A 12,345-nucleotide genomic window follows, 5' to 3' on the forward strand; every position below is an offset into this window, starting at 1 on the left:
AGCTATTATCTAGTACTTAGGAGTAAGTGACAAAACTCAGTGTATAGAACGCAAAAGCAAATAAAAGCCGATGTCATATAAGGTTATACAACATCGGCGACTTTTATACTTTGCTACTTATCATACTAAAAACTACAGGATAGCCTTAGACGATATCAAGCGTACCTTCGATAAACTCTTTAGCAAAGCGTTGTAGCATACCGCCTGCATTGTACATTTTTACTTCGTCAGCTGTATCTAAGCGGCAGATAATAGGCGTCTCAGTGGTACTACCATCGGCACGATGAATCATTAGAGTCATCAACCCGCCAGCAGAGACTTCACCTGTGACATCAAAGGTTTCTGTACCATCGATATTTAGCGTATGGCGAGTCGTACCTTCCTTAAACTGTAAAGGCAGCGCGCCCATGCCGACTAAATTTTGACGATGAATACGTTCAAAGTCTTCAGCAACGACAGCTTCTACACCAGCGAGACGGACGCCTTTGGCAGCCCAGTCACGGCTTGAGCCTTGACCATAACCATCACCTGCGATGATGATAAGCGGCTGCTCACGGTTCATGTAGGTCTCAATCGCTTCCCACATACGCATTACTTGACCTTCTGGTTCAACGCGCGCCAGTGATCCTTGGATGACTTCACCGCTGTCGTTGAGTACCATCTCGTTCAATAGTTTAGGATTGGCAAAAGTGGCACGTTGCGCAGTTAGATGGTCGCCGCGATGGGTCGCATAAGAGTTATAGTCTTCAGCAGGCAAGCCCATAGTATCGAGATATTCGCCAGCTGCCGATGCACCAAGAATAGCATTCGACGGTGACATATGGTCAGTGGTGATGTTGTCACCCAATACTGCTAATGGACGCATACCTTTTAGTTTGTTCATCGCTGCCATTTTGCCTTCCCAATACGGTGGGCGGCGAATATAGGTCGTCATTTCACGCCAGTCATATAGTGGGCTTAACGCTTTACCTGTGTCTTTTTTAGCTTCGTCAAACATTGGGATATATACGGCATTGAATTGCTCAGGCTTAACAGCCGCCGCAACAATGGCGTCAACCTCATCATCATCAAACCAAATATCTTTTAGATAGACATCATTGCCGTTCTGATCTTTGCCCAATGAGTCTTTTTCGATATCAAAGCGAATATTACCGGCGATGGCATACGCAATAACAAGCGGCGGTGATGCCAAAAATGCTTGCTTAGCATACGGATGGATACGACCATCAAAGTTACGGTTACCAGACAGCACAGCCGTAGTAAATAAATCGTTATCAATGATTTCTTTTTCGATATCAGGGTCTAGTGCACCACTCATACCATTACACGTCGTACAGGCAAAACCAACCACATCAAACCCGATTTCTTGTAGCTCAGGCATCAGCCCTGCTTCTTCTAAGTACATTTTAACCGTTTTTGAGCCGGGCGCGAGTGAGGATTTTACCCAAGGTTTGCGCAATAAGCCTTTAGCATTAGCATTACGAGCGACAAGGCCTGCAGCCACCATGTTGCGTGGATTTGAAGTATTGGTACAGCTGGTGATAGCAGCGATAATCACTGCGCCATCTGGCATGAGACCATTTTTTGGTTCAGGAAGCTTTTCGTCAGCGCCATGAGCGATACCTTTGGCTACCAAATCCGTAGTTGATACACGGGCATGTGGACGCGACGGACCTGCCATATTACGTACCACTGATGACAAATCAAACTCAAGGACGCGTGTGTATTCGGCTTTTTCCATGCCGTCAGCCCATAAGCCAGTTTGCTTGGCATATTGCTCAACCAATTTAATCTGTTCCTCAGAGCGCCCCGTCAGACGTAGATAGTCAGTGGTTTGCTCATCGATATAGAACATCGCGGCGGTGGCGCCATATTCAGGCGTCATGTTTGAGATAGAGGCGCGGTCACCGACACTGAGCTGGCGTGCACCGTCACCAAAGAATTCGATATAGGTAGAGACCACACCTGCGTCGCGTAAAAACTCAGTCATCGCCAGTACGAGATCCGTACCAGTAATGCCTTTTTGCAATTTGCCAGTGAGCTTAACACCCACATAATCAGGCAGGCGCATATATGATGGGTTACCTAGCATGACGCTTTCGGCTTCTAGACCGCCAACACCGATTGAGATCACACCTAGTGCATCGACCATCGGCGTATGGCTATCAGTACCAACTAGCGTATCGGCAAACGCGACTTCTTCACCCGCTTTATTGTGCACAACCTGTACGACAGGTGACATTTTCTCTAGGTTGATCTGATGCATAATGCCGTTACCAGGCGGCACGACGTTTACATTGTCAAAGGCATACTGACACCAGTTGATAAAGTGAAAGCGGTCATCGTTGCGACGCTCTTCAATCGCACGGTTTTTCTCAAACGCATCGTCTTCAAAGCCTGCGTGCTCAACGGCCAATGAATGGTCAACGATAAGCTGAGTTGGCACGATAGGATTTACCTTAGACGGATCACCGCCTTGCTCAGCGATAGCATCACGCAAGCCTGCCAAATCAACAAAGGCCGTCTGACCCAAGATATCATGACAAACCACACGGGCAGGGTACCACGGAAAATCTAGATCTTGCTTACCCTCGATATGCTGCTTTAGCGCATCGGTTAACTCTTCTGGTGGGCAACGGCGTACTAGGTTTTCACACAATACTTTTGAGCAGAACGGTAGCTTGTCATACGCGCCAGCTTCGATACTCTCGACAGCCTCGCGGGTGTCAAAGTAATAAAGATCAGTACCGGGCAGGGGTTTTTTAAATTCATCGTTCATGGGTTGTACGAGGGCGTTGTCCATAAGTCACCTTTGGCTGTTGGCTAATTATAATAAGTAGTTAAGCGTTGATACTGGGTAAAAATTCATTCCTTTAGCAAAATCATCGTTCGTTATCATAGGCTTTGCTAAAGAAGCGATATTGAAAATTAAAAGGGCGTGGTCTATAAAAAAGATAGCATATGACGATTAAACCTACAGAGATCATAGCAAGACTCAATCATCATAGCTGTATCAGCTAGCACTGCCGCTAGCTGATAGTAAGTACGTAACAATAGCTACTTAAAAAAAGCAACTTAACGAGCACTCATATCTGGTACTGGACGCAGATCTTCACCCGTATATTCTGCACTTGGACGAATGATACGGTTGTTAGCACGTTGCTCAAACACGTGAGCGGCCCAGCCAGTCAGACGTGAACAGACAAAGATAGGGGTGAACAGTTTGGTTGGAATACCCATAAAGTGATAGGCTGATGCATGGAAAAAGTCAGCATTACAGAACAGTTTCTTCTCGCGCCACATCACTTCTTCACAGCGTACCGATACTGGGTATAGCACTTCATCACCCACGTCAGCGGCCAGTTTCTCAGCCCAACCTTTAATCACCACGTTACGTGGATCTGACTCGCTATAGATCGCATGACCAAAGCCCATGATTTTGTCTTTACGAGCCAGCATACCCATCATTTCTTCTTCGGCTTCATCAGGTGAGCTAAAGCCTTCAATCATATCCATCGCCGCTTCATTCGCTCCGCCATGCAATGGACCGCGTAGTGAACCGATTGCACCAGTAATACAAGAATGAATGTCAGATAAGGTAGATGCACACACACGAGCGGTAAAGGTCGACGCGTTAAACTCATGCTCTGCATAAAGGATAAGCGAGACGTTCATTACTTTTTCGTGCAGCTCGTTTGGTTTTTCGCCTTTGAGCAAATGTAAGAAATGTCCGCCAATAGTGGCATCATCTGTATCGGTCTCGATACGTACATTATCGTGGGTAAAACGATACCAATAATTGATAATCGATGGGAAGGCCGCTAGCATACGGTCAGTTTGATCGTTTTGCTGAGCAAAATCAGTTTCGGTCTCAAGGTTACCAAGCATAGAGCAGCCCGTACGTAGCACATCCATTGGATGCGCATCAGCTGGGATACGTTCAAGCACGTCTTTTAACGCTTGTGGTAGGCCGCGCAGGCTTTTGAGTTTGGCTTGATAGGCATCAAGCTCGCTTTGAGTAGGCAAGTTGCCGTATAACAGCAAATAAGCCACTTCTTCAAAAATACATTTATCTGCCAGCTCTGATACATCATAACCGCGATAGGTCAGACCAGAGCCTGATTTGCCAACGGTAGATAGAGAGGTTTTACCAGCGACTTGTCCACGTAGACCTGCGCCTGAAAGTTCTTTCTGTGCTGCCATGTTTACATTCCTTTTGTTGGTAGCTTTTTTGAGTGAAAACGATGTTTCTGATAATAAATTTATTGGTTAATGACTATAGCGCCAGTTTAGCGTTATGCAGGCTGTTCAGGCTGTGGACCGTCTAAATCGACGTTACAACGCTCAAATTCAGCTTCAATAGGGCCATTTAAGACTTCCATTGCGCTGCCTTCGCCTTCTGCATTGTTGATCTTCATATACTTGGCACCCAGTGGTGACTCCATAAATGTCTGAATTTCAGTCATTTCTTCAGGGGTAGGGTCAGCCATTGGCGTTGCTACTTCTTCGCCATTCATGACGCGCAATTGCTCATTGCCAAAAGCAAGCAGTTTTTTACCCACATCCGACGTATAAAAGTCATCCAATTCTTTTAACTCTGCATCGGTAAACTGACTCTTATAAAAACGATCGACTTCGGCTTTGCCCAAATCTTTGTCGCGTGACTCAAGGCAGCTGACTTGCTCTTCACTGAGCGCGCCGCTATTGATGATTGGTGCAAACAATAGGCTGTTGACGGTATCTAGCGTAATCGTCGTCATGATCAAATCATTTTGAGCATCAGTCTCTGATGGCGCAGTTTCGCTTTCGCTAACAACAGTTTCGCTCGTATCACTGGCAGTATCGTCGACGGTTTCTGGTGTTTTATCACAGCCCGTCATGAACAACAGCGCCGCAAGCGTGCTACTAAGTAGTGAGGATTTGACAACCGTATGAGCAGTAAAAAATGGCATAAATAACCTAAAGGTAAATAAAGACGGGTTTTGAAACGATAAAGCACACAGAGGTGGTTTATCGTTTCGGCGTTGCTACTTGGCAATTATTAGTTGTTAACTACTTATTATCAGCAAATAGCTTGTCTAGTGTCTGCTCAAACTCATGATAGTTCAAGAAATCGTAGAGCTCCATACGGGTCTGCATAGTATCGACGACTTTGTCTTGTGTGCCATCATCTAATAAATGCTGATAAACGTTCAATGCCGCTTTGTTCATAGCGCGGAAGGCTGATAGGGGATACAGCACCATCTCGACACCCACACTATACAACTGGTCAGTGGTATATAGATCTGTTTGACCAAACTCTGTCATGTTTGCCAGTACTGGAATATCGAGTACATCAGTGAACTTACGATACATCTCGATATCGGTCAGCGCTTCTGCAAAGATCATATCTGCGCCCGCTTCTTGAAATGCGACGGCACGTTCAACAGCAGCGTCCAAACCTTCTACCGATAGGGCGTCTGTACGAGCCATCACTACAAAGTCAGGGTCAGTCTTTGCATCCAATGCCGCTTTTAGACGATCAACCATCTCTGAGATACTAACGATTTCTTTATTAGGGCGATGACCACAACGTTTTTGTGCCACTTGGTCTTCGATATGTACTGCCGCGACGCCTGCTTTTTCCATCTTTCTGATGGTTTGAGCGATGTTAAACGCGCCACCAAAGCCCGTATCGATATCGACAAGCAGCGGGGTATCGACTGCATCAGTGATACGACGAGCATCTTCTAGTACGTTATCAAGGCTGGTCATACCTAGATCAGGCAAACCAAATGAGGCATTGGCCACGCCAGCACCAGAGAGGTACAACGCTTGATGACCAACTTGGGTCGCCATCATCGCTGTATAGGCATTGATAGCGCCTGCAATCTGTAATGGTTGGTTGTTATCATTTTTTTGAGTGAGGGCACTGCGAAAGCGCGCGCCTGCTGAAGATGAAGTCATATGATTGTCCTTACATGGAGGGAAAATATTCTAATTGTTGTAGCTGATTATACTCAATTATTCATGCCTGAAAAGTTTGGGTTCTTGATTGGTATTTAATTTAAATAATAATTGAATGTAGTATTTTTAATATTATTCATTATTCAAATAGCATTATGCAGTTATTGGTAATTTCTCACAATAAGTATTCATATCGCTTAAAATCACAGCTTTTAGAATCTTCTATTTTTTACATTTAGTTACAATTACTAAAGCTGCCTTGTCTTATTTATATAATTACACTCATTAAAAAGCCCCAACAGCTAGGCTATCAGGGCTTATGTTTTGCTTGAATAAGATTGTTAAGTGGTGAGTCTTATATTAAGCAGAAGCTCAAGAAAATAGACCTGCCATATTGGCCAAGAACAATAACGCGAAACCTGCTAAGAATATCAAGCCTGCGATAGACAAAGCATTCATACCTGCTGACAGTTTCTTATGCTTTTTAACCAATGAGTAGTTTAACCAACCAAAAATAGGCGCAGAGACGAACGCCGATATCATGGCAAACTTAAGCATAGCGCCTAATTGTCCTGTGAAGAAAGTGATAATTACTAGCCCGCCACCGATGGCATAGGTCGTCCAAAAAGCGATTTGCTTTTTATTGATTTCGCTTTCACCTTTTAGCAGGCGCCAGCATTCAGCATTAGCACGTCCATAGCCATCAGCACAGGTGATGGTCGTGCCGAACATACACATAAAGGCGACGAAAGCGACTAGCAATCTCGACCATTCACCAATGGTTGCGGTATACATATTGATCAACTGGTTGATATAAGCACCGCCGACCAACTCAATCTCTTGTCCTGATCCATACTGGACAAACACACCTAACGATAAGAAGAACAATGCCAATATCGCTGAGACGGCATAGCCAACGTTAAAATCTAACAAGCCTTGGCTATGCGTGGTGTGATCTGCTTTGACTTTGGCAGAGGTCCACATAGAGGTAATTGCAGCAAACTCAAGCGGTGCTGGCATCCAGCCCATGAGTGCTACGATAAATCCCAACGTGGCTAAATTCCAAGGAGAGGCCGCTACAAAATCTACTGCCATAACGGTTGGCTTGCCAGCAGCAATGATAACTGCAGCAACAGTAGCCGTGGTAAGCGCAATCATAATCCACTTAGTCACACCATCGAGCAATTTATAATGCCCTGCAATCAAAAAGAACCAAGAGACCGCGACGATAATGAGAGATAACGCCATTGTCGACAGACCAAGTGAGGCTGGCAACATAAAGCCCAAAATTACGGCCGCAATAAGTGAGACCGCACCCGTACTAATAACCGCTGACAAGATAGAAAGAATAAAATATACCCAAAGGTATACCTTTGAGCGTTTGGCATAGCCTGCAATCAAACTCTCGCCAGTATCGTAGACGTAGTCAGTTGCAAAGCGAAAAAACGGATACTTAAACACGTTAGCCAATACAATCATAATAGCCAATTGCCAGCCATAGATAGCACCGGCCTGTGTTGATGAAATCAAATGCGAACCACCAATGGCAGCAGTTGCCATCAAAATTCCTGGGCCAAAGATGCGCCAGCTAAAGCCCTCTTGTTGCGAGGCAACGCTATCGTCAGGGGCACTTGGGTTGTTGAGTTGTTGTGTGGACATGAATACCTCGAAATGGTTAAAACAGCAAATTATCACTTACCTGTGTCAGCTTGCCAATGATCATGAAAGAACGTCCTATAAATCGTCTAAATATAAAACGATTTACATCGTATCGACTTTATCACACCAACACTGTCTAGGAGAATGATTATTCTAGTTATTATTACTATTTGTTTGCATTGCTATTCTTGTTAGTTAGCATACTTATAAAATAATATCAATATTTAAAATGAATTATTTTTGGCGGTTCTTTATAACACAATATTCATCGGATATCTGCCCATTTAGGTCTGTGACACAAAATTTTGCTGCCGATAAGTAATGCCGCGCTGTTCGTAGACGTGATAAATGGCTGTGAGCAAGTCAGGTATTTTTGGGTGTACGAAGTCTTTAAGGGTGTGCAAATAAATAGGGGAGGTGACATTTTCATGAACCAAACGTTGGTAGCTGATCTGTTCCGTACGTACGGTTTGCAAGCTGGCAGGCACCAATGTAATGCCTTCTCCTGCCGCGACCAGTCCCAATGCTACCTGCAAATCACTGACTGTCGTAGTCATAAAAGGTGAGATGCCATACTGGGCAAAAAGATGTAATAAAGGCTCAGTAATAGGCTCGCTAGACGCTGCGTCATGAGTAGCAGCACGGTTGACTCTACTTGTAGATAACTTGTCGTTTGCTTGGGTCGCTGTTTCTGTCGTCACCGTGGATGAGACTGGCAAATGTGTTTGATGGTATAAAATTAAGCGATTGTTCGCTAGGTCTATCAAGCGCTGCTTGCGTACATTGGCAAGCGGATGTGATTTTGGTAATGCCACCACATAGCGTTCATGACGTAGCAGAATCTGCTGAATCCATGGGTCTTGATGGGCAAATCGGCCAAAACCAACATCAATCTCACCAGACTTGAGGGCATCCATTTGTTGATATGAGCTAATGTCTTTTAAATTAACGTCGATATCAGGGCTGAACTGTTTAAGCGTGGCAATGATTTCAGGCAACAGGCCATATAGTACTGAGGGCACAAAACCTATATTTAAAACGCTGCTGGGTGCTGATAGACGTTGAGTCATACTAGTCACCGTATCAATCTCGGTCAGTATGGTGCTTATTTTATCGTAGAAAAAACTGCCCGCTTCTGTCAGATGTAGTGGCCTGTGGTAGCGATCAATAAGCACCACGCCCATGTCAGTCTCTAACTGTTTTAGCAAGCGACTCAGGCTCGGCTGTGACAGTCCTGTCTTGGTGGCGGCAGCGCTAAAGCTGCGCAAGTCGGCAACCGCGATAAACGCATTAAGCTGTTTTAAATCCATACTATTGAGCCTGTCATAGTCTATGCTATCTCTACATAGATTAGTTCTTAAGGTTGATTTATCATATTATTTAGAATAGTTCTTATCAATATTAGCGTTAACCCATAAATTGTGCTTGAAGATAATAGGTCGAGCAACTATATTGTTGGCTAATAACACTGTTACACTATAGTAAGAAAATTCATTCTAGCAATCATTTAACACCAGTAGAAAAACTGGTTTGGTATTATTCTATGAGCGACGAAAAAAAAGACGCTGGCACCGATTTTGATGAGAAATTGGCTAGAATTATTGACCAAAAATCGCGTAAGCGTAATAACAATGACATCTACGAACGCTTTATCAATCGAGTCCATGGCTCCGAAGAGAACGATAAGGCTGAGTTTGAAACACTAGAAAGTGCAAAGAACCTTGCCGCTTTCGAACCCTTGAGCACAGAAGAGTTGCAACTGTTTGAAGATCAAAGCAGTGAGCAAGAATTATTGCTAGAAACAGAAAATGCTACAGCAGCAAACACTACCTCTGAAGCTTCAGATACAAATGTAGTATCTGAAAATTTATCTAAAAATAATGTGCTGAGTATCGCTAATGATAGCGACAGTATTAGTATTGATGTCAATGATGTCAGTTCAGATACAGAAGCCTCAGAATATATAGATCGCAACAATATAGATAGTAGCAATCAAACAGAGTCACCCTCTACGATTGACCATAGTGAATCTACCATAAATGAGGTATCAGATGATGATTCTTTAAACATCCCTTTAAACATTGAGAATGTGTCTGAATCAGTTATCGAAGAGCCAGTCATAGACAATAAAGTGATCAAAAGCAAGAAGTCAATCGTGATGGCTATGGCGATTGGTTTAATCGTATTGATTGCTATTGCATTAATGCTTGTGTTTTCAGGAGTCTTATCTACTTCTGCGGTTGATGATAAAGATAACAATGCTGATGGTAACGTAGAGACAGACAGTACACCAGCTGTTAGTGCTGATCCAGTACTGTCTACTGACAGTCGAACAACTACGGATGGCGTTGACCCTGTAAGTACGCAACCAGCCACTACTCAGAAAGATACTTTGGACAACAATAGACAGGACCTGCCAGCTGCTAATGAATCAGAGTCAACTTCTGAAGATCCTACACCAGAAAATGATGCCACTGTTATAGCTACTGAGGAAGCTGCCATAACTTATGAGGACTTTAGACAAGAGTCGCAGACTACCTTGTACCGCGAAACCAATGATTAAAGAATTTATATTTTATACCATTTTTAACAGTTAGATAACCGTCTATCAATTTATTCGAGACGTTCGTACTAGAAATTGTTGCAATACAATATAAAATTCGTATCATTATGTAAAAGGCACGGTTATGTGCCATTGGTGATATAAATTAGACGGTACGTAACTATGAATGAATCAGAAAACGTGAATAATGATATCGAGCCAAAAAGCATCAGACCACGTAGTCTTGTTTTTGCTATTATCAGTGTCATCTGTATTGTTCTAATATCCGCCTTCTATATGTCTAGCCGTATTTCTTCCACGCTATCTCAAGCATCGACTAATAACGGTTTAGCAGTCAGCAACATTACTAAAGAGGCTAATGCTAATCAGGCTGCACAGCAGCATTCGAATAGCCAAAACCAGCCTAGCAAACCTATAGTTATTGACGGTCATGAAGATGACACCGCTATTAGCTATCATGACTTCAAGCAAGAAGCGCAAAATGTGCTATTTCGTGAGGAAGAAAAGATCATACAAGCTAAATACAGTGCACATGGTATAACGCCTGCTGTCAGCGCTGCAGACTTTAGAATAGAAGCATATAAAACCTTATATCGTGAATCCAGTTATTAGGGCCACTATTAGCACTATAAGATTATGTTGATAGCTATAAGTCAGTAAGTGAATAATATTAAGCCCCATTTCTCTTCTCTCATGTTTAGAGAGGAGATAAATGGGGCTTTTTTTGTGGGCTCAGTGCTCCATGCTTTAGCTAGCTTGTGAGTCGTCTTAAGCCAGTTGCTTTTTAAGCGTTCGTAAACGGCTTTTAAATTCTGAGCGGTCAACATAACAGCCTTTGAGACAACGCTCACCGACGTTTTCATCAAATGCGTTACGCCCATGCAGGACGCGGCGGTTATCAAAAACCACCATTTGACCAGCTGCTAATTTTAATTCAATTTTATAGCGACTGTCTTTTAATCGAGCCATTAGCTCTCGATAAGCAAGGTAGTAGTCGTACATAACGTCGCTTGGTAAATCAAAGATATCTGCAAGATGCGCGTTGTATTTAATTTCGACGATATTGCCAAAGTTGTCTAAATTGATGACAGGGTGGTGCTCACGGATATCATGGGCAGTGTCATGAAAACGAAAAGGGATAGCATATTCGGCTAGCAAGCGAAAATATTCAGGCTGCTCTTCTCGTAACCCTTCTAACACCTTTAACCCATCTACGAAAGTAGATTCGCCACCTATGCTTTCATTACTCAAAAAATGCAAAAATTGATAGCCTGGAGGCAATTCCTGATTTGGCAAGTCGGTATGCAAAGGTAATGAGAGCGAGGTATAAGCTAGATTAATCGGCGACTTTTCTGATATGACATCAAAGGTCATGCCAAAATTGGTCTGCCGTAAATAATCGACTCGCATGGCGGTCTGTACGCCCGAATCAGCGTCGTCTGGCATATTATCAATAATGGTAAGCCCATATTTATCCAGCGCACTCATCCACTCATATAAAGCGCTGTCACTGGTCATGATGCTGTGTTGGTCATACATCGGAATGTGGTCAATAAACGTGCCATCCCAGCTTTTATAAGGACTGCTATGATCCTTGGCCAATGCACTAGAATACCCAAACTCACGTAACCAACTCTGATCAAAGTGGCTGATATGTGCTTGTTCTGACCATTCAATCGTCAGCGTTGTCTCATCAAAAGAGACAGAGAGTGGATGGATATCTTTTGAGACACTCAGTAAATCAAAGCTACGCTCGCCAGTGTGCGGGTGAAAAGCCGATGGGCAATTATCACGCAGCCAGATATAGTGATAGGTGCTGTCGATACCATCATTCCAGCGTATTTGAATGGCGCGATCAATGAGCGCAACGGATTCTATTTGATAGTCAGTTGCTACGGCGATGTCTAGAGATGATGCTGATTGAGGCGTTTCCATTGGAGCAGACCCTACATATACTTGAAGTAAAAATATATTTTACGGTATCTTGTTCGGATCGGTTATTCAAACAATGAATTACGAATCACCTAATAGGCAATATCAATCAACGCAGTACTAAACTGCGATTGATATCTGGCGAGATATTTTTTGAAGGGTTTTGAATAATATTAAGGCTTCGCGAACGAAGCCTTAATATTTGCGATAATTGGTATAAGCTTTTTATTTATCCGAAAGCTACT

General features: G+C 43.4%; 9 protein-coding genes. 2 read left to right on the forward strand and 7 right to left on the reverse strand.

The genetic code is table 11. The features are described from left to right. Nucleotides 1–145 precede the first annotated feature (145 nt). The 6 genes from acnD to ABFV72_RS10955 all read right to left on the reverse strand — a co-directional run bounded on the left by acnD (nucleotide 146) and on the right by ABFV72_RS10955 (nucleotide 8,915). Nucleotides 146–2,779: a Fe/S-dependent 2-methylisocitrate dehydratase AcnD gene (acnD, locus tag ABFV72_RS10930; RefSeq protein WP_347163748.1), complete on the reverse strand. Its 2,634-nt coding sequence runs from the start codon at nucleotides 2,777–2,779 to the stop codon at nucleotides 146–148. 296 nt (nucleotides 2,780–3,075) lie between these two features. Further along, a complete protein-coding gene (prpC, locus tag ABFV72_RS10935; RefSeq protein WP_298809825.1) occupies nucleotides 3,076–4,203 on the reverse strand; it encodes a bifunctional 2-methylcitrate synthase/citrate synthase in 1,128 nt (375 codons plus the stop codon). Between the two features lie 92 nt (nucleotides 4,204–4,295). After that, entirely contained in the window at nucleotides 4,296–4,952 is a 657-nt protein-coding gene (locus ABFV72_RS10940; protein WP_347163678.1) for a DUF2059 domain-containing protein, read from the reverse strand. 100 nt (nucleotides 4,953–5,052) lie between these two features. Then, nucleotides 5,053–5,946: a methylisocitrate lyase gene (gene prpB / locus ABFV72_RS10945; RefSeq protein ID WP_114700000.1), complete on the reverse strand. Its 894-nt coding sequence runs from the start codon at nucleotides 5,944–5,946 to the stop codon at nucleotides 5,053–5,055. 372 nt (nucleotides 5,947–6,318) lie between these two features. After that, nucleotides 6,319–7,605, reverse strand: a complete 1,287-nt coding sequence (locus ABFV72_RS10950) for an NRAMP family divalent metal transporter (protein ID WP_102090711.1) — start codon at nucleotides 7,603–7,605, stop codon at nucleotides 6,319–6,321. 284 nt (nucleotides 7,606–7,889) lie between these two features. Continuing rightward, nucleotides 7,890–8,915, reverse strand: coding sequence for a LysR family transcriptional regulator (locus ABFV72_RS10955; protein ID WP_347163680.1), 1,026 nt, complete (start codon nucleotides 8,913–8,915; stop codon nucleotides 7,890–7,892). A gap of 233 nt (nucleotides 8,916–9,148) precedes the next feature. Here ABFV72_RS10955 and ABFV72_RS10960 point away from each other — a divergent pair, with 233 nt between their 5' ends. Both ABFV72_RS10960 and ABFV72_RS10965 read left to right on the forward strand, forming a co-directional pair. Further along, nucleotides 9,149–10,168, forward strand: a complete 1,020-nt coding sequence (locus tag ABFV72_RS10960) for a hypothetical protein (protein ID WP_347163682.1) — start codon at nucleotides 9,149–9,151, stop codon at nucleotides 10,166–10,168. A gap of 162 nt (nucleotides 10,169–10,330) precedes the next feature. Further along, the gene (locus ABFV72_RS10965; RefSeq protein ID WP_347163683.1) at nucleotides 10,331–10,780 is read left to right on the forward strand and encodes a hypothetical protein; all 450 of its coding nucleotides are present in this window, start codon (nucleotides 10,331–10,333) and stop codon (nucleotides 10,778–10,780) included. 156 nt (nucleotides 10,781–10,936) lie between these two features. Here ABFV72_RS10965 and ABFV72_RS10970 read toward each other — a convergent pair whose 3' ends face one another. Continuing rightward, on the reverse strand, nucleotides 10,937–12,103 hold the full coding sequence (locus ABFV72_RS10970) for a TauD/TfdA family dioxygenase (RefSeq protein ID WP_347163685.1): 1,167 nt from the start codon (nucleotides 12,101–12,103) through the stop codon (nucleotides 10,937–10,939). Nucleotides 12,104–12,345 lie beyond the last annotated feature (242 nt).

It is taken from the genome of Psychrobacter proteolyticus, from assembly GCF_039762275.1.
Lineage (GTDB): Bacteria > Pseudomonadota > Gammaproteobacteria > Pseudomonadales > Moraxellaceae > Psychrobacter > Psychrobacter proteolyticus_C.